General features: G+C 69.0%; 19 protein-coding genes. 12 read left to right on the top strand and 7 right to left on the bottom strand.

The genetic code is table 11. The annotated features are described in order from the left end of the window. The first annotated feature begins 166 nt into the window (after positions 1–166). The 4 genes from NH2_RS20270 to NH2_RS20255 are packed head-to-tail and all read left to right on the top strand — an operon-like array spanning position 167 to position 5,041. Positions 167–1,825 carry a pyruvate, phosphate dikinase gene (locus tag NH2_RS20270; RefSeq protein ID WP_067656528.1) on the top strand — a complete coding sequence of 553 codons (1,659 nt, stop codon included), beginning with the start codon at positions 167–169 and terminating at the stop codon, positions 1,823–1,825. Positions 1,826–1,833: 8 nt separating this feature from the next. After that, on the top strand, positions 1,834–3,486 hold the full coding sequence (locus NH2_RS20265) for an AMP-binding protein (RefSeq protein WP_245650676.1): 1,653 nt from the start codon (positions 1,834–1,836) through the stop codon (positions 3,484–3,486). A gap of 40 nt (positions 3,487–3,526) precedes the next feature. Further along, on the top strand, positions 3,527–4,135 hold the full coding sequence (locus NH2_RS20260; protein ID WP_067656525.1) for a hypothetical protein: 609 nt from the start codon (positions 3,527–3,529) through the stop codon (positions 4,133–4,135). A gap of 54 nt (positions 4,136–4,189) precedes the next feature. After that, entirely contained in the window at positions 4,190–5,041 is an 852-nt protein-coding gene (locus NH2_RS20255; protein ID WP_067656522.1) for a mycofactocin-coupled SDR family oxidoreductase, read from the top strand. Here NH2_RS20255 and NH2_RS20250 read toward each other — a convergent pair. Then, positions 5,036–5,830 (bottom strand): FadR/GntR family transcriptional regulator, encoded by a 795-nt coding sequence (locus tag NH2_RS20250; RefSeq protein ID WP_245650675.1) that lies wholly within the window; start codon positions 5,828–5,830, stop codon positions 5,036–5,038. The genes NH2_RS20255 and NH2_RS20250 overlap by 6 nt on opposite strands. A gap of 87 nt (positions 5,831–5,917) precedes the next feature. On the opposite strand from NH2_RS20250, the gene NH2_RS20245 reads away from it, so the two are divergent. From NH2_RS20245 to NH2_RS20230, 4 genes are read left to right on the top strand one after another with little or no spacing between them, the layout of a single operon-like run. Next, on the top strand, positions 5,918–7,114 hold the full coding sequence (locus NH2_RS20245) for an acyl-CoA dehydrogenase family protein (RefSeq protein WP_245650674.1): 1,197 nt from the start codon (positions 5,918–5,920) through the stop codon (positions 7,112–7,114). 10 nt (positions 7,115–7,124) lie between these two features. After that, positions 7,125–8,132 carry an acyl-CoA dehydrogenase family protein gene (locus tag NH2_RS20240; RefSeq protein ID WP_067656519.1) on the top strand — a complete coding sequence of 336 codons (1,008 nt, stop codon included), beginning with the start codon at positions 7,125–7,127 and terminating at the stop codon, positions 8,130–8,132. Positions 8,133–8,168: 36 nt separating this feature from the next. Next, positions 8,169–9,302 carry an FAD-dependent oxidoreductase gene (locus NH2_RS20235; protein WP_169811512.1) on the top strand — a complete coding sequence of 378 codons (1,134 nt, stop codon included), beginning with the start codon at positions 8,169–8,171 and terminating at the stop codon, positions 9,300–9,302. A gap of 45 nt (positions 9,303–9,347) precedes the next feature. Then, positions 9,348–10,505, top strand: coding sequence for an amidohydrolase family protein (locus NH2_RS20230; protein ID WP_439951768.1), 1,158 nt, complete (start codon positions 9,348–9,350; stop codon positions 10,503–10,505). 61 nt (positions 10,506–10,566) lie between these two features. On the opposite strand, the gene NH2_RS20225 is transcribed toward NH2_RS20230, so the two are convergent. From NH2_RS20225 to NH2_RS20200, 6 genes are all read right to left on the bottom strand, one after another. Beyond that, complete coding sequence (locus tag NH2_RS20225) at positions 10,567–11,610, bottom strand: hypothetical protein (RefSeq protein ID WP_067656510.1); 1,044 nt, start codon at positions 11,608–11,610, stop codon at positions 10,567–10,569. After that, positions 11,607–12,587: a hypothetical protein gene (locus NH2_RS20220; protein WP_245650673.1), complete on the bottom strand. Its 981-nt coding sequence runs from the start codon at positions 12,585–12,587 to the stop codon at positions 11,607–11,609. Before NH2_RS20220 ends, NH2_RS20225 begins: the two co-directional genes overlap by 4 nt. A gap of 63 nt (positions 12,588–12,650) precedes the next feature. Beyond that, a complete protein-coding gene (locus tag NH2_RS20215; protein ID WP_067656504.1) occupies positions 12,651–15,326 on the bottom strand; it encodes an NAD-dependent epimerase/dehydratase family protein in 2,676 nt (891 codons plus the stop codon). Continuing rightward, the gene (locus tag NH2_RS20210) at positions 15,323–16,450 is read right to left on the bottom strand and encodes an ABC transporter substrate-binding protein (RefSeq protein ID WP_067656501.1); all 1,128 of its coding nucleotides are present in this window, start codon (positions 16,448–16,450) and stop codon (positions 15,323–15,325) included. Before NH2_RS20210 ends, NH2_RS20215 begins: the two co-directional genes overlap by 4 nt. Positions 16,451–16,523: 73 nt before the next feature. Further along, the gene (locus NH2_RS20205) at positions 16,524–17,381 is read right to left on the bottom strand and encodes an SDR family oxidoreductase (protein ID WP_067656498.1); all 858 of its coding nucleotides are present in this window, start codon (positions 17,379–17,381) and stop codon (positions 16,524–16,526) included. Positions 17,382–17,385: 4 nt separating this feature from the next. Continuing rightward, positions 17,386–18,159, bottom strand: a complete 774-nt coding sequence (locus NH2_RS20200; protein ID WP_067656495.1) for an enoyl-CoA hydratase/isomerase family protein — start codon at positions 18,157–18,159, stop codon at positions 17,386–17,388. A 424-nt stretch (positions 18,160–18,583) separates the two neighbouring features. Between NH2_RS20200 and NH2_RS20195 the strand changes: the two genes are divergently transcribed. From NH2_RS20195 to NH2_RS20180, 4 genes are read left to right on the top strand one after another with little or no spacing between them, the layout of a single operon-like run. Beyond that, entirely contained in the window at positions 18,584–20,074 is a 1,491-nt protein-coding gene (locus NH2_RS20195) for an aldehyde dehydrogenase family protein (RefSeq protein ID WP_218021728.1), read from the top strand. Positions 20,075–20,102: 28 nt separating this feature from the next. Beyond that, positions 20,103–21,374, top strand: coding sequence for a cytochrome P450 (locus tag NH2_RS20190; RefSeq protein WP_084505715.1), 1,272 nt, complete (start codon positions 20,103–20,105; stop codon positions 21,372–21,374). 31 nt (positions 21,375–21,405) lie between these two features. Next, on the top strand, positions 21,406–21,603 hold the full coding sequence (locus tag NH2_RS20185; RefSeq protein WP_067656487.1) for a ferredoxin: 198 nt from the start codon (positions 21,406–21,408) through the stop codon (positions 21,601–21,603). Between the two features lie 60 nt (positions 21,604–21,663). Beyond that, positions 21,664–22,812, top strand: a complete 1,149-nt coding sequence (locus NH2_RS20180) for a thiolase family protein (RefSeq protein WP_067656821.1) — start codon at positions 21,664–21,666, stop codon at positions 22,810–22,812. Position 22,813 lies beyond the last annotated feature (1 nt).

The raw sequence follows: 22,813 nt of genomic DNA, 5'->3' as shown, positions 1-22,813 counted from the left end.
GCGCCACGTCGGCACCCATGCCGTCGGCGCACCTCGCCGGGCGCCCCGCACGGACGTCCGCCGGATTCGCAAGAAGTTAGATAATTATTACTCTTTGTGCCTATCTTTGGAGGTAGGCGCTTCGCCCCAGACGCAAGCGACGGACACAGTGGCCACAAGGAGGATCATGTCGAAGGTCATCTCGAGCGATCGAGGACGGCACGAATCCACCGCGACCGAGATCGGCGGCGCGCCCCTCGTCGCCCGGCTGGACGGCCGGAGCGGACTGTCCCGGAAGGTGCTCGGCAACAAGGGCTTCGGCATCGACGGCATGCGGCGACATCACCTGCCGGTACCGCCCGCGTTCGCGATCACGACCGAGGTCTGCCGCCGCTGGCAGCAGGATCCCCAACAGACCCTCGACAGCATCTGGCCCGCCGTTCTCGACGGGCTGCGCTGGGTCGAATCCGAGACCGGTCGCAGCTTCGGCGGCGGGCGGCGGCCGCTCCTGGTCAGCGTGCGCAGCGGGGCCGCGCTGAGCATGCCTGGCATGATGGACACGGTGCTCGACCTGGGCATCGATGACGCCGTGGAGGCGACCCTCGGCCGGGCCGGGACCGCGGAATTCGCCGCCGACACCCGGCGCCGATTCACCGAGATGTACCGGCGAATCGTCCTGAACGGCGATGCGGACGCCACCGTTCCCGCGGATCCCGCGGCGCAACTGCGCGGCGCGATCGCCGCTGTGCTGGCATCGTGGAACAGCCCCCGGGCGCGCGCTTACCGCCACCACCGCGGCCTCGACGACCACGCGGGCACCGCGGTCGTGGTACAGGCGATGGTCTTCGGCAACCTGGGGGAGGATTCCGGCACCGGCGTGTTGTTCAGCCGCAATCCGCTGACCGGCTCGGACGAGCCGTTCGGCGAGTGGCTGCGCGGCGGGCAGGGCGAGGACGTCGTCTCGGGCACCACCGACTGCGAACCGCTCAGCGCACTGGCAACGGAGCAGCCCGAGGTGTACGCCGAGCTGATGGCGGCCACGCGCGTCCTCGAGGATCTCGGCACCGATGTCCAGGACATCGAATTCACCGTCGAGAACGGCCGCCTGTGGTTGCTGCAGACCCGCACGGCCAAGCGGTCCGCCCAAGCCGCGGTTCGCTTGGCCTTGCGATTCCTCGACGAGGGCAGGATCGACGGCTCCGAGGCGTTGCGCCGGGTGCGCCCCGAGCACGTGCGGACTCTGCTGCTGCCCTCGCTGCAACCGGAGACACGCCTGGCCGCACCGCTCCTCGCCAAGGGGCTGGCCGCGTGCCCCGGCGTGGCCACCGGACGCGCCGTCGGCGATCCCGACGACGCGGTCGAGGCCGCCGACGCCGGGGAGAAGGTGATCCTGGTGCGGACCGCCACCAGCCCCGACGATGTGCACGGCATGCTCGCCGCGGAGGGCATCGTCACCGAGTCCGGCGGCGCCACCTCGCACGCGGCCGTCGTCAGCCGCGAGACCGGCACGCCCGCGGTCGTCGGCTGCGGTGCGGGAACCGTCACCGCGCTACTCGGCAGAACCATCACCGTGGACGGCGACCACGGCGAAATCCGCGAGGGCGCGCTGGCCCTGAGCGCTTGGTCGGAATCGGACAGTCCGGATCTGCGGCGACTGACCGAGATCGGCCTGCGGCACGCCCCGCTGCGCGCGCACCACCCGTCGGAGACGGCTCGGCTGCCGCACCTGGAGACGGTCGACGCCGACACGGTGCGCGCCGCCCTCCGAGCCGGACATACCGACATCACGTGCGCGCACCCGCTGCCGGCCATGCTCATCGCGGTGCAACTGGAAAACGACGGGTAGGAGCATCAGTGGCAAGCGACATCACCCTCGAACACCCCGCCGACCACCGGTCCGACACCACCTGGCGACGCAACGAACCCGACACGGTCATCGATGTGCTCCGACGAGCCTCGGCCCACGTCGGCGACGAGCCCTTTCTCGACTTCTCCGGCGAGATCACCACCTTCGGCGCGCTCTGGACGGCCGCCCTGCGACGCGCGGCGGGACTGCGCGAGCTGGGGATCGGCCGCGGCGACACCGTGGTCTGCATGCTGGACAACAACCTGGACGCGCTGGTCACCTGGTTCGCCGCCAACGCGCTCGGCGCCGTCTGGGTCCCGTTGAACACCGCGCTGAAGGCCGAGTTCCTGCGCCACCAGATCTCGGACGCCGCGGCGGCCGTGGTCGTCGCGGAATCGGACTACGTCACCCGCATCCTCGACATCGCCGACGAGCTGCCCGCACTGCGCACGATCGTGCGACGCCGAGCCGGGAACACCGCCTCGGTCGAGCACGCGGCGGTAGCGGACCTGGCCACCCTCGACACCCGCGGCAGCCTCGACGAGCCTGTCGAACTCGAGCCACGCGATCTGGCGATGCTGATCTACACCTCCGGCACTACGGGCCCCTCCAAAGGGTGCATGATCAGCCACAACTACGTGTGCAATGTCGCTCGCAACACCGCACGCACTCGCGATCGCGCGCACACGCTCTGGACGCCGCTGCCGCTGTTCCATCTCAACGCCGCCGCGACCTCGGTGCTGGCCTGCCTCTACAACCACACGAAACTGGCCATCGCCACCCGATTCTCGCTCTCCAGTTTCTGGCCGGAGATCGAGCGGACAGGGGCACAACGCGTTTCGATCCTCGGCATCATGATCACACTGATCGCCGCGATGGACGACACCCCGGAGATGAAGCGGTGCTTCGGGCAGATCCAGCACGCGGGCGGCGCGCCGTGGACACCCGAGTTGATCGAGATCTGGAAGACCCGGTTCGGCGTGCGCGCCGCGGGCAACTCGGTTTTCGGACTCACCGAAGCCAGTTTCGTCACCAGCAACCCGGCCGGGCTCGCGGCCCCGCTGGGATCGTCCGGCCGGCGCAACGACGACTTCGACGTACGCATCGTCGACGATGACGACAACGAGGTGCCCGACGGTCAGCCGGGCGAGATCATCATCCGGCCGCGCAAACCGCACGTCATGTTCGAGGGGTACTGGCGACGACCGCGAGAGTCGTTCGAGCTGCTGCGCAACCTGTGGTTCCACACCGGCGACATCGGCAGGTTCGACACCGAGGGCTGGCTGTGGTTCGTCGACCGGAAAAAGGACTATCTACGCCGCCGCGGGGAGAACATCTCCAGTTTCGAACTCGAACGCACCTTCCGCGGTCATCCCGCGGTCGCCGATGTCGCGGTACACGCCGTGCCGTCGGACCTCACCGAGGACGACGTGAAAGTGACCGCGGTACTGGCCTCCGGGGTCCCGGTCTCGGAGGAGGAGCTGTGCCGGTGGTCACTGGACAAACTGCCCTACTACGCGGTGCCTCGCTACATCGAGTTCCGCACCGAGTTGCCCCGCAACGCCACCGGCAAGGTGCTCAAGTACCAGCTGCGTGACCAAGGTGTCACCCCGACGACCTGGGATATCGAACAGTCGGACCTCCAGGTGACCAAACGCTGACCCCGTTCTGCGAACGGCACGAGAAACGGACTCCACCCCGATGAACGACGACTTGGACCTGTTGCAGGCGGTGCGGCTCAAGGGCCGCGCCACCGAAGCCGTCCTGGCCGACACCACCGGCCGCAGCGGCGCGGACGTGGCTGCCCGGATCGCGGAGCTGGCGGCCCGCGATCTGGTGATCAGCGGCAAACTCGTCCGCCTCGGCCCCGCGGGCCGGGACACCCTGGCGCGGTGGCTGGCCGATGAGCGCGCCGCCGCCGACCCGGCAGAGACGAGCTCCGCCTACGCGGACTTCAGAGTCTTGAACGCGGAGTTCAAGGCGCTCGTCACGGATTGGCAGCTCAGGGACGGCCAGCCGAACGCCCACGACGACAGCGCCTACGACCAGGCGGTCATCGGCCGGCTGTGCGACGTGCACACCCGGGTCCTGCCGACGATAGACCGGGTGAGCACAGCGATCCCCCGGCTGGCTCGGTACCGCGAGAAACTCGAATTCGCCCTGACGAAGATCCGAGCAGGCGAGACCGCGTGGTTCACCCGGCCGGTCATGGACTCCTACCACACCGTCTGGTTCGAGTTGCACGAAGAGTTCATCGGCGCCTGCGGCCTCACCCGGGCGGCCGAGGCCGGGGCCGGGCACGCCGATTAGCGACGCCACCGACATCCATCCACCCCGACGAATTCGAAGCGAGGTCTCACAGTCATGGGTCGTATGACCGGCAAAGTCGCCCTCATCAGCGGCATCGCACGCGGCCAGGGCCGCAGCCACGCCATCACCCTGGCAGAACAGGGCGCCGATATCATCGGTTTCGACATCTGCGAGGACATTCCCACCAACGACTACCCACTCGCCACCCTCGACGACCTTCGCGAGACCATCCGCCTCGTCGAGAAGACCGGGCGCCGCATCATCGCCGAGAAGGCCGACGCCAGGGACCGCGCTGCCATCGGTATTCTCCTCACCGACGCGATGGCGCGATTCGAGCACCTCGACGTCGTCGTCGCCAACGCGGGCATCTGCCCCCTCGGCGCAGGCAAGCCGGTGTCCGCCTTCACCGACGCGGTGGACGTCGACCTGCTCGGCGTCATCAACACCGTGCACGCCGCACTACCCCACCTCACCCCCGGCGGCTCGGTCATCATCACCGGCTCGGTCGCGGGCATCCTGTCCGGCAACGGACCGAGCCACGGCCCCCAGGGACCCGGCGGTGCGGGGTACAGCCTGTCCAAACGGTTCCTCATCGACTACACCAACACTCTCGCCCTCCAGCTGGCTCCCACCAAGACCCGCGCCAACGCCGTCCACCCCACCAATTGCGACACCCCGCTGCTGCACAACGCCCCGATGTATCACACGTTCCGCCCCGACCTCGAGGCGCCGACCGCCGAGGACGCCCTCAGCGGCTTCCAGAGCATGCAGGCCATGCCCATCCCCTGGGTCGATCCCGGCGACATCAGCAACGCCGTCCTCTTCCTCGCCTCCGATGAATCCCGCTACATCACCGGACACCACCTCACCGTCGACGCGGGCGCCACCACCAAGCGCGGCCTATAGCCCACGATCGCCGTACAACAGGTCGACCACCGTCGTGTCCGGAACCCCACCGCCGAGAAAAGTCCGCGCGGCCATGAGATGGGCGCTCCAGAATGCCTGGGCCTCGGCGCCGGAGCCGGACTCGATCAACCGGACCAGCTTCTTGTACGCGCGCAGGGCCTTGGCGTTGTTGGCGCGCACCTCCGAATCGCTGAGCACGGCGTCTTCGTGCACCCGGGACAACTGCCTGTCGATGATCTCGGCCAGCAGTCCGATCACCGTCGCCAGGGTACGGTTCCCCGATAGTTCCACCAGCCGGATGTGGAACCACACGGCGGACTTCGCGAAGGACATCGGATCCTCCGCTGCCGTGCACACGACGGCGAGTTCCTCGGCCAGCGCGGCTCGGTCGGCCGGCGAGCCGAGTTCGGCGAGCCGTCGGACGGCGATCGGCTCGATCGCGGCGCGCGCGTCCCATACGTCGTCGAGGGTGGTCCCGGACAGCGTGAGCAGCAGCCCGAACCGGCTCGCTGCCGCCTCCGGCCCCGGCACCGTGATGCGGGCTCCGCCCGGCGGGCCACGCCGAATCAGTACCAGGGAATCCGCCTCCAGCAGCCGCAGCGCTTCGCGCAGCGTCGGTCGCGATACCTCGAACCGGGCCATCATCTCAGGCTCGGCGGGCAACCATTCGCCGTCGAGCACCTCACCGTGCGCGATCATCCGGCGTATGCGATACGCCACCTGGTCTGCCATCTTCAGCGGCCGCACCCGTTCGACGCTGGGCCGAGAGCCGGTGGAATCCACGGTCACGATCGTTTCTCCTTGCCCGGGACTGTCCCGCACTATAGTGAAGCATTACGATTATCTATATAAACCTAACGGATGGGCAGATCCACAGTGAATCCCGAAAAGATCGCGGAGGCGCAACCCGGTCTCTCCGACAACGACTTTCGCGCCGAGGTCCGAACGTGGCTCGAGCGCCATGTGCCGCGCACGCCGCGTCCGGCCGACCCCGCGGGCGCACGAGCCTGGGATACCGACTGGCAACGGACCCAGTTCGAGGGCGGTTACGCGGGTATCGCCTGGCCTGCCGAGTACGGGGGCCGCGGACTGCCGCTGTCGCATCAACTCGTCTGGTACGAGGAGTACGCCCGGGCGGGCGGGCCGGACGTCGGATGCTGCTTCGTCGGCAACAACCACGGCGGGCCGACCCTGATCGCCCGCGGGAGCGAGGCGCAGAAACGAGACCATCTCGCCCGCATCCTGGACGGCTCCGAGGTCTGGTGTCAGGGCTTCTCCGAACCCGGCGCGGGCTCGGACCTGGCCGGAGTGAGCACCTACGGGGTCGTCGACGGTGATCATCTGGTGATCAGCGGACAGAAGATCTGGACCAGCTACGCTCACATGGCCGACGTGCAGGAACTGCTGATCCGCACCGACCGCGACGCGCCCAGGCACAAAGGTCTCACCTGGGTGATCGGCGATATGCGCGCGCCTGGCGTCACGGTGCGCCCGATCAAGACCATGGACGGCCACGAGCACCTGTGCGAAGTGTTCTACGACGAGGTCCGGGTGCCACTCACCGATGTCGTCGGCACGGTGAACGACGGCTGGTCGGTCGCCATGTCCACCCTGGGATTCGAACGCGGGACCGCGTTCATGCAGTTGCAGACCGAACTGGCACGGCGCGTCGACGCGTTGATCGACCTGGCCGCGACCACACCGGCCGCGCACGGTCGCGGTGTCGCCCTCGACGACGAGGCGGTCGCGGGCACCCTCGCCGAGCTGCACGCCGACGTCTGCGCCCTGCGCGCGATGACCTACGCGATGGTGTCGCGGTCCGCGCGCGCGAAGATCCCCGGTCCGGAAGGGTCGATGATCAAGGTCTACTACAGCGAACTGAATCAGCGCATCGGACGCGCCACCATGTCGCTCGTAGCCGTCGACGGCCTCGAACCCGCGACGAGCCCAGCCGTCGGTGACCTGGTGCATTCGTATCTCTATTCCTATTTCTCCACCATCGGCGGCGGCACCTCCGAAGTTCAGCGCGACATCATCGGCGAACGAGTGCTCGGCCTGCCCCGGCATCGATGAGGACACCCGCATGGATCTGACACTGAGCGAACAGCAGCGCGATCTCGTCGCGGCCACCCGCGGCTATGCCGATAAGAACCGCACCACCTCGTCCGACGTGCCGGAGAGCCGGTGGCGGGAGTTCGCCGAACTGGGATGGTTCGGACTCACCCTGCCGGAGCGCGCCGGTGGGCTCGGCGCGACCGCGCTGGACGAGTCGCTGATCTGTCGCGAGATCGGCCGGGCCCTGCTGCCCGGACCGCTGCTGCCGACGATGCTCGCGGCGCGCATCGCGGCCGAGGCAGGCCGCGCCGACCTCACCGCCGACTTCGTCGAGGGCCGCCGCCGCGCCGGATGGGCGCTTCCGGACCCTCCGAGCGAATCGACGCGCGCGGCCGACGCGCGCAGGCGGGTGCTGGAGCCACGGGCCCCGTGGTTCGTCGTGACCGAGACGGATCGATGGTCGCTGATCGAGGCGGACGCGGGCAGTGTCACCGAACACCGTTGCCTGGACGAGTCGGTATCGCTCGGCCGGCTCACCCTCGATCCGGAAACCGCGGTCACGATCACCGCCCCCGAAACCGTCCGGTCGCTGCGCACCGCGCTGTCGACGAGGCTGGCCGCGATCCTGGCGGGCATCGCCGAGGCGGCCCTCGAGGCCGCCACCGACCATGCCAAGACCAGGATGCAGTTCGGACACCCGATCGGCGCGTTCCAGGCGATCAAACACCGGTGCGCGGATATGGCGATCGCGGCCGAATCAGCATGGGCCTGCGCGCACTTCGCCGCGATGCTCGAGCAGGAGGACGACCGCGGAGCGCACCGGACGGCCCTGGAAGCGCAGTCCGTCGCCGAGCGCGCCGCGTTCGGCAATTGCCGCGGCAACATTCAGATCCACGGTGCCATCGGCACGACCTTCGAGCATTCGGCGCATCGGCTGCTGGAACGCACCCACGTCACCACCCGGAGTTACCTGTCGGCGCCGACCGAGCTCGTCGCGCACCTGCGCGCGCACGAACGCGGCGGCGCGCGGGGCTAGCCGTCCACGCACCGCCACCCAGAAAGGAGAGTGCAGGTGATCCCAGTACGGGTCGCGATCATCGGAGCGGGCCCCGCCGGTCTCGGCGTCGCGACGCGGCTGCTCGCGGAAGCGGGCGACAGCCTCCATATCGACATCCTCGACCGGGACGCCCGTCCCGACGCCCTGCTTCGGCACGGGCCCGCCGCGGGTGCCGACCGCCTGCTCCGCACCGCGGCGCAGGTGGATGCCGTCCTCGCCCACCCGAGGAGCCGCTACTTCGGCGGGGTAGCGATCGGCGAGAACGCCGATTTCGCCGCCCTGACCAGCGCGTACCACGCGGTGGTGATCGCCACCGGCGCGCCGACAGACCTGCCGCTATCGCTCCCGGGCGACGACGCGGTCGGCGTCGGGACGCTCTCGCATATCGAGGGCTGGCTCGCGGGCGGTTCCGATGTGGACGCGGACGAACTCGATCTCGAGGTCGACAGCGCGATCCTCGTCGGCTGGTCCGCCCGTACCGTGCGCGCCGCTCGGATACTGGCTCGGGTCGACCCGATCCCCACCGGTACGCCTGCGGCGGTCTCCCGACGGCTCGCCGCGAGCGGCCTGCGCCGGGTGACGATCGTCGACGCTCGCGACCGCACCGATCTCGACGACGTCGCCGCTACTCCCGATGCGGTGACGGTGGCGCACGGCCTCACCCCGATCGCCGTCGTCGGCCGCAACCGGGCGCGAGCCCTGCGCACGTTGCGCCGCGCCGCCGACGGCCGCACCCTCGTCACCGACGTGCGGGCCCAGCTCCTCGCGCGACCGTTCGGGCCCGCGCGGCATCCGTCGGGGCTCGACGCCGACGGCGCGGTTCTCACCCGCGTCGCGGGCCGGGCGGTGCGCGACGGCGCGCCGCAGAACGGGGTGTATCTCGCGGGATGGGTCGCCCGATCCCCCGGCGTCGGGTCGCACGCCGCCGACCACGACGCCGTCCTGACGGCGCTCGACGACGACCTGACAGCGGGCCTCGCGGCGGCGACGTCGGACGTCGACCGGCTGCCCGCCGCGGCCGGGAGCCGGCCGCTCACCGGATGGTCCGCTGTCGAAGCGACCGAGCGACTGCTCGAACGCTTCGCGACCGAGGGCACCCATCCCCTCGCCGACTACCACCGGCTCGTCGACGAAGCCGACGACGACTGACATTCGATATCCGAGAGGGAAAGCACCATGCCACTGCAGGACTACATGAAACTCGTGTCCGTGGACGACCACGCCATCGAGCACGCCGAGGTCTGGACTTCCCGGGTACCCGGCAAATACGGCGACGCCATTCCCCATATCGAGGAGGTCGAGGTCGACTCGGCCCGGCTCCAGCTCGGCGCCACCGCCCACGGCCGGGTGCAGACCTGGATCTACGCCGGCAAGAGCTATCCCCAGATCGGCCTCAACGCCGTCGCAGGCAAGGACCCGCGCACCTGGGACGTCGAACCCGCCCGCTTCGACGACATGCGCCCGGGGTGTTACGACCCGGTGGAACGCCTCCGCGACATGGACGAGGACGGAGTCTGGGCGCAGCTGTGCTTCCCGAGCTTCGCCCGTTTCGCGGGCACCCGGTTCCTCGAGGGCGACGATCGGGAACTGGCACTCGACTGCGTCAAGGCGTGGAACGACTGGATGTTGCAGGAGTGGTGCGCGACCGCACCGGACCGCTATATCCCGGTGTGCATCCTGCCCCTGTGGGATATCGAGCACACCACGGCGGAGCTGCGCAGGGCCATGGATATGGGTGCGCGCTGCATCTCCTTCCCGGAGAACTGCACCCCGCTCGGCCTGCCGTCCTTCCACACCGATCACTGGGACCCGGTCTTCGCGATCGCCGAGGAGGCCGGTATTCCGCTGATGATGCATTTCGGCACGTCGACACGGACTCCCTACGTCAGCCCGGACGCTCCGACACCGGTCATGGTGTCGCAGATGGGCCTGAATTCGATGGGCACCATGGCCGACCTCGCGCTGTCCCGCACATTCCACGCCTTCCCGAAACTCAAGGTCGCGCTCGCGGAGGGCGGCACCGGCTGGTTCCCGTACATGCTCGAACGCATCGACCAGGTGTGGGAACGGCACCGCTGGTACGCGGGTGTCGACACCGGGGTCCGCCCCTCGGAGCTGATCCGGCGCAATATCTGGGGCTGCTTCATCGTCGACCAGGCCGGTGTCGACTTCCGGGATCGAATCGGCGTGCGGCGCCTGGTGTGGGAGAGCGACTACCCGCACTCGGACTCGCATTGGCCGCACTCCCGCAAGGAGGTCGAGACCATGCTGGCTCAGGTGCCCGACGAGGAAGCCCATCGGCTCGCCGAGCTCAACGCCTGCGAGCTGCTGGGCTGGCGGCCCTGGGCCTGACGGCCGCGGGGCCACCGACCTCGAGACGAAGTCGGTGGCCCCGTGACCGGAGAACGGCCCGCTATCGACGCTCGCCGCTGTAGTTCGGGTCGAGGCCGTTGAGCGGGAAGGACTCGATCCAGGCCAGCGAGACCTCCGGCACCCGATCGTCACCGACCCGCCGCACCGATCCGGCTTGACCGTGATAGGCGTCGCCGCGCGCGGCCGCCAGCGAACGCATCTGCCCCCGCTCGGCCGCGGTGAATCGCCATTGCGAGTCTCCGGCGTCATAGGTCGCGCTCTGGATGTACTTGTCGGAATCCAGGTGCACATCGGCGGTGAGCCGAGTCGTCTCCACGATCGGCCCCGCCTGGTCGCCGATCACGGCGAATCCCCAGTGCTCCTTGCCCAGACACAGGGCGCCGAACTCGTGGGTGCCGTCGCCGTACAGATTGCAGAAGGTCACCCAGGCCAGCTCGACCACGTTGAAGATCGGTCCGTTGTTGTACACCTGGCCGGTCGGCCCGTAGAAATTGTCCATCGAGACGAAGCCGCGAACTTCCCGGCCCCGCACATGCCCGGTGACCCTGAACGGCTGCGACGCGTACAGATTCCCGCCGCGCTCGTCGATATTGGGCGTGTACCACTGGTAGCCGAGCCCGAGCCGGGGACCGCGGAGTTCGAGCAGGTCACCCTCGGTCCAGACCAGCTCGTCGTCGGATACCAGGAACTCGAACGGCTGGGTGGCCGCGGTCGCGGACGCGGCGACCCGGAACGACTTCTCGTCCTCGCTCATTGTCCAGCGGGCTCCGGCACCCTGCATGGAGGCCCGGAAGACCTCGGGCGCGATCTCCAGATTGTCCTCGCCGACATTCGACGACAGCTGCAGACCACCCGAGAGCTCGGTGTTCACCTTCCGCATCGGCGCCAGGAAATTGCCGTCCCCATCGGTGAGGCAACTCCACCAGTAGGTGGCCATCGGGCGCAGGCCGAAGTACTCGCGCTCACACCACGCGTCGCGCGCGGCGAACTCACAGGTGCTGACAAGACTTCGGAAGTCGAAGTTGCCGCGCCTGCGCGAAGGCCACTTCCAGGTCGAGCCCGCGCTCCCCGAGGTGCCGCTCATCTCTGTGCCTGCGCTTCCAGGGCGCCGGTGTCGAGCAGGCGCCCGTTGTAGGTTTCCATCAGTGCCTCGGTCGTCTTGGGGCGGCGCGTCTCGTCGACGTGGTGCGCCCAGCCCTGCCGCCACCGGTGTCCGGCAGGCAGGTCCTCGCGCACCGGGCACCGCCCGCCCGGGACCGCCTCCCACACCCAGGTCTCACCGCCGCCGGTGTAGCTGACCTTGGCGGGAAATGTGGTGTCGGCCATCGGATCGCCGTCGAGCTCGGCGTGCACGACGATGTCCCGGGCGATCAGGCTCGGCCCGTCGCTGCGGTGGATGATCATCAGGTCGAAGCCCTCCGTGCCGTAGACCAGATGTCCGGAATGGACCGTGCCGTCTTCGAATTCGGTCGCGAACGCCACCCATGCCGCTTCCAGCTTGGTGATCACCGGACCGGTCAGGAACTGCTTGCCCGGCTTGGCGTGCATGCTGTCGTGGAACACCAGACCGGTGACCGGGACGCCCTTGACCGTCCCGGTGGTCCGGAACAGCCGGGAGGTGTAGAGGAACGCGTCGTCCTCGTCCGGGACGAGGAACTGGATTCCCGGCCCTACCAGTTCGCCGGTCATCGACAGCTCGGTGCCGTCGTTCCACTCCATCCGGGAGTCGTCCACGGCCATCAGCACAGCACCTTCGGGGGTGACCACCTGCAGGCCGCCGTCCCGCTGGAGATGTTTCACCGGGCCGCCGTAGGAGCTCGTCTCATCGGTGGCGTAGTGGAAATCACCGCCGATCTTCGACTCCGACAGGTGCAGGTAGCGGGCCCGGTCGGGGTAGAACCCACGAATCGGCCACCAGTAGTCACCCGCCTCCGAGCGCACCGAACCGTAGAAGTACTGCATATCCACTTCCAGCCCGGCAACATCGCGCCAATGCGCACTCGCCGTCGGCTCGATGAACGCGGCGACAGGCTGGAACCCGAACTTGCCGCTGGTACTCAATCCGTCACTTGACATGAAGATCTCTCATTTCCGTCCGATTTGTCGCGATGCGAAGACCCGAAATCAGTGCGGGACAGCGGTATCCGTCTCATCGTCTGCCCCGGCCAACACAGTGATGGCGCCGGTCGAGCCGTCGACCTGCACCAGGGCGCCCGCTGGCAGCCGGCGGGTCGCGTCGCGGGCGTCCACGACGCAGGTGACACCGAATTCACGGGCGACGATGGCGGCGTGCGACATCGGCCCGCCCAGATTCGTGACCACCGCCGCGGCGTAGGCGAAAGCCGGGGTGTAGCCGACGTCGGTGACTTCGGCGACGAGCACCTCACCGGGCTCGAGCGCGTCGATGGTGTGCTGATCCACGATCCGAACCCGGCCGGTGACCAGGCCGCCGCCGACGCCGAGGCCCCGCATGGTTTCGCCGGAACGCAACGGGGCAGCGGCCGAGGTCGAGGTCCACGACCGGCTGAACGCCTGCGGAGGGCGGGCCTGTGTCAACCGCTCGAATTCCGCGCGCCTGCGCCCGACCACCGCCCGCGCGTCGCCGGGCAAGGCCTCCAGCTCATCGACCTGGAAGAAGAACACATCATCGATCCGATCGAGGATGCCCCCGGCCACCAGGCGGGCGCCGTGCTCGTGCAGGAGCCTGCGCAGTATCCAGTTCGCGCGTACCACCCGGTCGCGGCGGATCTCGCGATCGCGCAGCTGCCTGGCCGCGAGCCGAGCGAGTACCCTGCCCGCGACCGAGCCCTTGCTCCGCGCGGTCGGTGTCTCGACGACAGTCGGCCGATGCGCCATTGTCTTCGCGATCATGCGGGCGAACAGGGCGGGATCGTCGTCGTAGGCGACCGAGCGCAGTTCGCATTCGGCCGGACCCCGATGCCCCACCTCGGCCAGTTCGGCCATGATCCGGCGATGGAACTCCGGCGCGCTTCGCGCCACCGCGCCGAGTGGATCATCGGCATCCGCGAGCGCCTTCGCCGCCGCGTCGTCCGCCCGCGCCACCGCGGCCAGCCGTCGCAGAGCGGCCAGCGCCCGGCCGCTGGCGACCTCACGGCCCGGTGTCGGCAGCTCGCCGCCGAACCGCTGCGCGGCGTTCCCGGTAGCCGCGCACAACATCGCCGCCCACGCCGAGAGCACCCAGCCGTGCACCACCAGATCCCGAGCGAGCCGCAGCAGGCTCTCCAGCCGATTGTCGGCCAGCTCGGCGAGATCGGCGGGCAACAGCCGCTCCAGCCGGTCGATGTCGCCGACGTAGGCGCGCGACTCCGCGGCGGACCCCGCCAGCAACCCGGCACCGGTCAGCCCCACGGCGATAACGTCACCGATCCGGCGCACCGGTCCGACGGTCTGCTGCGGCGGACGCTCCGGGCCGAAAACCGGGGTATCCCCCAGCTCGCGGCCGAAGAACTGATCGGTGAGACTGTCGGGGTCGGTGCCCGGCATCGACGTGGCCATGTAGTAGACCGAGGTGACACCGCCGTAGACCCGGTGCCCGAAGACGCCGATCGAGCGGGCCGCGATCTCCCGCCCGATGACGCCGGGCAGCCGCAACCGCTCGGCGATCGAGACTCCGCCCGCGCGCAACCCACGGACGGTGGCCGACGCGGCCGCGGGCGAGAACGGCCCCGGCAACGCCTCGGACAGATTGGTGGCGACGAAGGTCGGGAATCGCGGATCGATCGGCGTGTCGAATTCGCCGTTGAGACCGTCGGGACCGGCCGCCCGCATCTCGGCGCCGTCGGCGGGAGCCTCGTCGACCACGGGGATCTGCTGGACCAGGGGCATTCGCCAGGGCAGCGTGAAGACCTTCTTGCCCATCCCGATTCGGCCACGGACCGCGAGCGCGAAATCGTCGAGGCACTCCTCGGCGTTCCACGCCGGGGTGTACCCCCACTCGTGCACGAGACGACCGGTGTCCATGATGGGGAAGTTCAGCAGCAGTTCGAATTCCACCGGCGAGGCTTCGACCAGTTCGTGCCGGTACAGCACGCCCAGACCGGCATCGATCACGCGCTTGCGGGCGGGGAACAACGGGCGGCCGAGTTTGGCGGTGATGTCGCGTATCGTCGGTTCGCCCGCGGCGGCCAGGTTGACCGGCCCCGTCTCGGTGCCGAGCACCGCTCGGACGAACACCCGGTGTACATCGTCGGTGTGCACGATCTGCAACGGCCGATCGGCCGAGCCCTCGACATCGGGAAACGCGGGCGAACCCAGGAGACGCATGATCGTGTTGTCGACGTCGCGGCCGACCACGATTCCCGGCCGGATGGCCACCCACTCCTTGCCCGAGGCGGCCAGCAGAGTTTCGACGTGCGCTTTGTGGAAGGCGTAGAAGTGGTCCGGCGCGGGTGCGAGGGCGTCCGCCTCGGTGAGATGCCCCTCCCCGGGAGGCCGAGCGCCGTAGGCGAGCACCGAGGAAGCGAACACGATCCGGCGAGTTCCGGCCCGGTCCATCGCCTCCAGGACATTCTCGGTGCCGCCGATGTTGATCTCGCGGGTCAGCTTCTCGTCGGGGTTGGAATTGACGACCCACGCGCAGTGCGCGACAGCCTCCGCGCCCGTCACCGCCTTGGACACGCTGTCCGCGTCGCGGATGTCGGACTCGACGAAATCACTGTCGGAGAACCAGTTCCGTGGTCGATGCCGGGCCAGGCCGACGACATCGTGCCCCGCGGAACGAAGCTGGGCGGCGATGCCGCGGCCGAACACGCCGCTGGCGCCGGTGACGAGGATTCTCATGACGGCTGCTCCCACGGCTCGACGGGGGCGACGCCTTCGAACGAGGTGGTGCCATCGTGGGCTCGTCGCAGTATCAGGAAGTCCGCGCCCTTGTAGGCCCGGTGATCGGAGGGACCGAGGGTGATGATCGTGCCGGGCCCGCCGGTGCACGCCGGTACCCGGCGCAGCGTATCCAGCGCGTCGCGTAGCGCGGTCGGAGTGACGTAGCGCATTCGCCCCAGCGCCAGGGCGAACGCGTGGCCGATGTCGTAGCCGGTGGAAAGCCCGGAGGTCGCGTAGTCGTAGCCGAATCGCTTGGCGAACCGCTCGCGTACCGCCGCGAAGACCTTGTTGCGCTCGTCGTACTGGTCCACCCCCACCCATCCCTCCAGCCGCCGGGCGCGCTCGGCACTGAAGGTAGCGCTGACGAAGGCGGTGGTCTGGATGCGCGGCGGGTCCCACCCGATCTGTTCCAGCGCGGGGCGCACCCATTGGTTCACCCCGCCCAGGCCCAGGTACACCAGCGCGTCGGGCTCGGACGCGCGGCAGACGCCGAGCGCCGCGACCAATTCCTCGACGCTGGTCGCCGGATAGACCGGTGGCTCGGCGGTGATGACGAGATCGCGGGTTTGCAGTTCGTAGCGGAAGAACTCCGCGTATTCCTCACCGATCTGCGTGCGCTCGCGCAGGACGGCCACCCGACGATGTCCGTTCGCTTGCAGCCACGCCGCGATCACGCCCGGTTCGTCGGCCAGACCGCCGTTGGCGAAGGCGTAGGCGTACTCGCCGCGAAAGCGGATCGATCCGCAGATCGTCGCGGTCGGCACCTGCAGTCGTTCGATCTCGGGCAGCAGCGCCAGACAGTTGTCGGAGGTGTAGGGCCCGATCACGCCCAGCACTCCCTCGTTCTCCACGAGGTCACGGTAGGTTTTGATCAGGCCGTGCGCCGATGCCCACGGCTGGGCGTAGACCTCGCGAACCACCAACTCGACGTCGCGTTCGAGCAGCCCTCGCGCCTTGGCGTCCGCACACGCCAGCCGCACCGCGTCGGGCCAGCAATCGCTCAGGCCGGGGTGTTCGGGAAGATCGATGAGCACGCCGAGCCGATACGGCTCGATGGGTCGCCCATGGTAAACGGTTGCCACGGTTACTCCTCTGGCTGGCGCGGCACTGAGCCGGCGTGGGAAGTGATCATCTGTCGTACGACCCGCCGCAGCGTCAGCGCATCTCGCGCAACTGGTCGGCGACCGGTACGAATTCGGGCATGACGAGGCCCCTGCGCAGCCAGTTCGCCCCGTCGAGCACCAGAGTGTGCCCCGTCAGGTACGACGCGAAAGGCGAGCACAGGTACGTCGCGGCCCAGCCGAGTTCGTGCGGCTCGCCCACTCGGCCGGCCGGGATCCGGCGGGCGTCGGCTTCCGGATCCTGCAATGCCAGCAGTTGCTCGGGCAGATCGCCGTGCGGGAACTTGCCGGGCGCGAGGCAGTTCACGCGGATCCCGTGCGGCGCCCATTCGACCGCGTGCGACTGGGTGAGGTTGGTGACCGCGGCCTTGGCGGCCGCCGAATGCGAGGTCCCCGGGCCACCGGTCCAGGCATAGGTCGCGCCGATGTTCAGGATCGCACCGCCCGCGCCGCGCTCGATCGCGCGGCGCGCGAACTCGGCACTGCACAGATAGGTACCGTTCAGCACGATATCGATCACCGAGGTCCAGGCACGCGACGACATACGCTCCGCGGCGACGGGGAAATTACCCGCCGCGTTGTTCACCAGGATGTCGACCGGGCCCAGTTCGGCTTCCACCGTCGTGAACAGTCGCGTGACAGCGTCCGGATCGCGGATGTCGACCTCGACGCCGACTCCGGGTGTGCCCGCCGCCGCGATGGCCGCGCAGCCGGCCTCGCGGTGATCCGGCTTGCGGCTGGCGATCGCGACGCGCGCGCCCAGCCGGGCGAATTCGACCGCCATCGCCTTCCCGAGGCCGGTGCCGCCGCCCGTCACCAGCGCGACCTGGCCGGCGAAGGTATCGGGGGGCAGCATCGCGGTCCCGACGGGCGGGGGGATGGGGAGAGCCATCGTGTTATGCCTTCCTGGACTCGATCCGACTGCGTTCGGCCTGTTGCGTGCGGTATTCGTCGGACGAGAACAGCGCGGTCTGTGCGATCAGTTCATGTCCGATCCCCCGGCGGATCCGGCCCGCGTCGGGGTCGTCGACCAACTGTTTGGCCATCGACACGGCGAGCCGGGGCTGCGCGGCAATGCGGCTGCACAGCTCCATCGCGCGGGAGTCGAGTTCCTCGCTCGATACCACGTCCTCGGCGAGACCCCAGCTCACCGCCTTCGCGGCATCGATGCGAGCACTGCTCAGAATCAGATACTTGGCCCGCGCGGGACCGACCAGCCTGGTCAGCAGCTGAGTGCCGCCGGTGTCGGGCACCAGGCCCAATCCGACTTCCGGCAGGGCGAACACGGCATCATCGGCGATAACGCGGATATCGGCGGAGAGCGCGATCTCGAATCCGCCCCCCAGCGCATATCCACGCACGGCCGCGACGATCGGCTGGCGCGCGTCGAGGGTGCGCAGCCGCAATTGCTGGTGGCGACGGACGAAGCTGTAATCGTCCTCGTCGTTCGCGCGGTAACCGAGCTGGGCGGTGTCACGGCCCGAGCAGAACGAGCGCCCCTCCCCGCGCAGCAGCACGCAACGAACCTTGTCGTCGTCGAGCAACGTCGTCAGCGCGTGGCCCCACTGATCGTGCAGCTCGTCGGAGATCGCGTTGTGGCGATCCGGACGATTGAAGGACAGAACCCCTACACCGTCGACGATCTCGGTGAGGACCAGTGGGTCCGGCACGGAACCTCCATTATTCGAACCTGTTGTCACGACAGCCCTCTCAGCGGGACGCGAGCCATGCTCAGCAGCCGCTCGGCGCGCTCGACGGCGGCCGCCGATCGGTCGGGTTCCGCGCGGCCGAACCGCCCTGGGACACCCGCGTCCGCAGCGGCCCGTTCCTCCCCGCGCGGCCGCGGGCGGTGCCCCTCGGAGCCCGCTGCTCCCGAGTGATCGCGATCGACATGGATTCCTCTCCGGTCCACCGGCCGATCGGACAACCGGCAGGTGTTTATCTATATTAACTATATTCATACCCGAAGTGGGGTACAAGTGTCGTAGTTCCTTTAGATTAATAGGATGAACGCTCTTCGGTCCGGGGTTTCGCGAGACAGCCGGGACCCAGCGCGTCGACCCCGGACACCGCAGCCACAAAGGAGGCGCAAGCGTGGCACAGCTGGACAGGTCGGTCTACTCCGGCCTCTTCATCGGAGGCGAATGGCGGGCTCCGAAGAACTCCACCACCACGACGGTGATCAACCCCGCCACCGGGGCGTCGGTGGCGGAGGCGCCGTTCGGCTGCGACGCCGACGCCGACGCCGCGATCGGGGTGGCACGCGAGGCCTTCGACCGTGGCCCGTGGCCGCGCATGTCGGGCCCCGAGCGCGCACGGCACCTTCGGCGATTGCTGAGTGTCCTGCGCGACTGGGCCGACGATATCGGTGACCTGGCCGTCGCCGAGGTGGGCATGCCGGTGTCGATCGCGCGGGCGACCCAGGTGGAGGTCCCGCTACAGCAACTGGAGTACTTCATCGGCCTCGCCGAGGCCTTCGACCCGCTCACGCCACTGCCCACCACGCTGTTCCCGAACAGATCCGGTGGTCGCATCCTGGGCGCGGGTGTCGTGCAGCGGCAGCCGCGCGGCGTCGTCGGCGCCATCACCCCGTTCAACGCGCCGTTCTTCCTCAATGTCATGAAGGTCGCTCCGGCCCTCGCGGCGGGGTGCACGGTCGTGCTGAAACCCTCGGAGTTCACGCCCCTCGAGGCCCTCGTGCTCGCGGCCGCCGCCCAGGCGGCCGAGCTGCCGCCCGGCATCCTCAACGTGGTCCCGGGCGGGCGTGACGTCGGCGAGCGGCTGACCACCGATCCCCGGGTGGACATGGTGACCTTCACCGGGTCCGACGCCGTCGGGTCCGTCGTCATGGCCCAAGCCGCCGGTACCGTCAAGCACGTCCTGCTCGAACTCGGCGGAAAGTCGGCGATGATCGTCCGCGCGGATGCCGATCTCGAGGCGGTCGCCCGCCGCGGCGCGGTGGAACTGACCCTGTTCTCCGGTCAGGGCTGCGGGCTGTGGACACGACACCTGATCCACCGCTCGCTGCACGACGAGTACGTCGAGCGGCTCTGCGCCGCCATCGCGGGCATTCCGATCGGCGATCCGAGCGATCCGGCGACGATCGTGGGGCCGCTGATCCGGCCCGCCCAGGTCGAACGCGCCGAACGCTACGTGGCACAGGCGGTGCGCGAGGGCGCGACGATCGCGGCCGGGGGGCGGCGCCCCGACGGATTCGACCGCGGCTTCTGGTACGCGCCGACGGTGCTGACCGAGGTGCGCAACGAGATGGATGTCGCCCAGGACGAGATCTTCGGGCCGGTCGGTGTGGTGATCCCGTTCGACACCGACGACGACGCCATCCGGATCGCCAACGACTCGCGATACGGGTTGTCCGGGTCGGTGTGGAGTGCCGATCCGGCGGAGGCCTTCCGCATCGCCCGCGAACTGCGCACCGGCAACGTCTCCATCAACGGCGGCACGGGCGGGATGAATCCCGCCGCGCCGTTCGGCGGTTACAAGAGGTCCGGGCTGGGACGGGAGCTCGGCGCCGAGGCCCTGTTCGAGTACTGCGAGACGAAGACCATCCAATTTCACGCCGGCTGAACGCCACCGACCCAGCCCCTGGAGCACCATGAACACGACTGTGAACCATGACCTGCGGACCTTCGTCCGCACCACCGATGACGAGGGCTTCGCCAGGCTCGCCCTGGCGGACAGCCCGCGGTTCCGGGTCGTCGATCTGTACGGCCCGCTGGTGGAGGCACGCACCCGCGCGGCGGTCCACCAGACGACCCAGGCGAACCTGCTGGAGTCGGCGGACTATCGCCGGATCGACGCCTACCAGGACGTACCGTGGGCCTGCGCGCTGAGTTTCGAGGCGGCGCAGCAGACGCTGTCGCATCCGGCGATGTCCTCCACCATCTGGGACCGGACGATCGGGCAGGTGTGGGGTCACACCATCATCGGCATGGACGGCGAGGAGCATCGCGTGCACCGCGGGCTGATCTCGCAGGCTTTCACGCGAAAATCGTTGAGCCAGTGGGAAGACACGGTGATCCGGCCGGTCATCGACGGGCTGATCGACCGATTCGTGGAGCGCGGCAGCGTCGAACTGTCGCGCGAGTTCACGCTGATGTTCCCGGTCTACATCATCACCGAGCTGCTCGACCTGCCGACCGGCGATATCGAGAAGTTCCACACGTGGGCGGCCGAGACGATCACGGTCTTCTACGACTACGACCGGGCCATCGCCGCGTCCAAGGCGCTCAACGACTATCTCGATCCGATCGTCGACGCCCGCCGGGACAATCCGGGCAACGACATGATCAGCGTCCTGGCCACCGCCGAACTGGAGGGCAAGCGGCTGAGCAACGTGGACATCATCTCGTTCGTGCGGCTGCTCCTGCCGGCGGGCGGGGAGACCACCTTCCGTTCCACCGGCAGTCTGCTGCTCGGCCTGCTGCGCCATCCCGAACAACTCGCCGCGGTGACCGCCGAACGTCAACTGCTGTCCAGCGCGATGGAGGAGGGGCTGCGCTGGGAGCCGCCGCTGACCTCGATCAACCGGATCGCGCTCGACGACGCCGAGATCGCGGGCACCCCGATCGCCGCGGGCACCATCGTGGAATGCGCGCTCGGGGTGGCCAACCGCGATCCGCAGCGTTGGGACAACCCCCACGAGTTCGACATCCACCGGATCCGCAAGCCGCACATCGCCTTCGCCTGGGGAGCGCACAGCTGCCTCGGCACCCATCTCGCCAAGCTGGAGATGCGCATCGCCGTCGACACCCTGCTGGATCGGCTGCCCAACCTGCGTCTGGACCCCGCCGCCGATCCGGAGCCGGTCGTGCGCGGCATCGGGCTGCGCTCGCCCAATCACCTGCCCGTCCTCTTCGACGCCTGAACCGGTGTCGCTCACCTCCCCGGGACCAGCCATGAAAGTCAGCGTCGACTCGAGCAAGTGCCGAGGCCACGGAATGTGCGAGGCCTACGCGCCGCAATTCTTCGCACTGGACGATGACGGCAACAGCGCCATCGGCACGGCGAAGCCGGTACCGCCGGGGCTGGAGGACACCGTACGGCTGGGCATCGACTCCTGTCCGGAACAGGCACTGAGCTCCGAAGACCACTGACGCCCGGCAACTCGTGCCCGTACACCGGGCCCGATCTCACGAGTGGAGAAGAACAACGATATGAACGATGCAGTGATCATCGAGGCCGTGCGCACCCCGGTCGGCAAACGCGGTGGGACGCTCTCCGGAGTTCATCCCGCGGATCTGTCGGCGCACATCCTCACATCCATCGCCGACCGCACCGGCATCGATCCGGCGGTGGTCGACGACGTGGTGTGGGGATGTGTGGGCCAGGTCGGGGAACAGGCACTCGACATCGCCCGCAACGCCGTACTCAGCGCCGGCTGGCCGGAGAGCGTCCCCGGCACCACCGTCGACCGTCAGTGCGGCTCGTCGCAGCAGGCGGTGCACTTCGCGGCCGCCGGGCTGATCGCGGGCCAGTACGACGTGGTTGTCGCGGGCGGGGTGGAATCCATGTCGCGGGTGCCGATCGGGGCGAGCACGCCCAACGGTGAATGGGCCTACGGCGAGGGGTACCGCGAGCGATACGAGGGTCGCCTGCCCAATCAGGGATGGGGTGCCGAGGAGATCGCGCGGCGCTGGGGCCTCAGCCGCGCGCAACTCGACGAATTCTCGCTGTCCTCGCACGACAAGGCGGCCACCGCGCAGGATCAGGGGCTCTTCGACGCGGAGATCGCGCCGGTCACGCTGGCCGACGGCACCGTGGTCGGGCGAGACGAGGGCATCCGCCGCGGCGGCACCCAGGAGGCCATGGCCCGATTGAGGCCCGCGTTCGACGAGAACGGCATGATCACCGCGGGCAACAGTTCCCAGATCAGCGACGGCGCGTCCGGTGTGCTGATGACGACGTCGGCGAAGGCCGCGGAGCTGGGCCGCACCCCGCTGGCCCGGGTCCATACCGCGGTGCTCGCGGGCAGCGACCCGTTCATCATGCTCACCGCGCCCATTCCGGCGACGGAGAAGGCACTGACCCGCAGCGGCCTGAAGATCGACGAGATCGGGGTCTTCGAGGTCAACGAGGCGTTCGCGCCCGTGCCGCTGGCCTGGCTGGCCGATCTCGGCGCCGACCCCGGGGCCCTCAACCCCAACGGCGGCGCGATCGCGCTCGGCCACCCCCTCGGCGGCAGTGGAACACGGCTGCTCGCGACGATGGTTCATCACATGCGGCGCAACAACATTCGCTATGGTCTGCAAACCATGTGCGAAGGCGGCGGTCAGGCCAACGCCACGATCATCGAATTGCTGTGAC

The organism is Nocardia harenae NBRC 108248 (assembly GCF_001612885.1).
Taxonomy (GTDB): domain Bacteria; phylum Actinomycetota; class Actinomycetes; order Mycobacteriales; family Mycobacteriaceae; genus Nocardia; species Nocardia harenae.
Note: the sequence above shows the minus strand (reverse complement) of the source record. Positions and strands in the feature narration are given on the sequence as shown.

Coding starts and splice junctions, on each gene's coding strand:
- NH2_RS20225 (WP_067656510.1), bottom strand. CDS start 11,610: ATGAGCGGCACCTCGGGGAGCGCGGGCTCGACCTGGAAGTGGCCTTCG.
- NH2_RS20190 (WP_084505715.1), top strand. CDS start 20,103: ATGAACACGACTGTGAACCATGACCTGCGGACCTTCGTCCGCACCACC.
- NH2_RS20270 (WP_067656528.1), top strand. CDS start 167: ATGTCGAAGGTCATCTCGAGCGATCGAGGACGGCACGAATCCACCGCG.
- NH2_RS20240 (WP_067656519.1), top strand. CDS start 7,125: ATGGATCTGACACTGAGCGAACAGCAGCGCGATCTCGTCGCGGCCACC.
- NH2_RS20205 (WP_067656498.1), bottom strand. CDS start 17,381: ATGGCTCTCCCCATCCCCCCGCCCGTCGGGACCGCGATGCTGCCCCCC.
- NH2_RS20230 (WP_439951768.1), top strand. CDS start 9,348: ATGAAACTCGTGTCCGTGGACGACCACGCCATCGAGCACGCCGAGGTC.
- NH2_RS20215 (WP_067656504.1), bottom strand. CDS start 15,326: ATGAGAATCCTCGTCACCGGCGCCAGCGGCGTGTTCGGCCGCGGCATC.
- NH2_RS20185 (WP_067656487.1), top strand. CDS start 21,406: ATGAAAGTCAGCGTCGACTCGAGCAAGTGCCGAGGCCACGGAATGTGC.
- NH2_RS20260 (WP_067656525.1), top strand. CDS start 3,527: ATGAACGACGACTTGGACCTGTTGCAGGCGGTGCGGCTCAAGGGCCGC.
- NH2_RS20180 (WP_067656821.1), top strand. CDS start 21,664: ATGAACGATGCAGTGATCATCGAGGCCGTGCGCACCCCGGTCGGCAAA.
- NH2_RS20255 (WP_067656522.1), top strand. CDS start 4,190: ATGGGTCGTATGACCGGCAAAGTCGCCCTCATCAGCGGCATCGCACGC.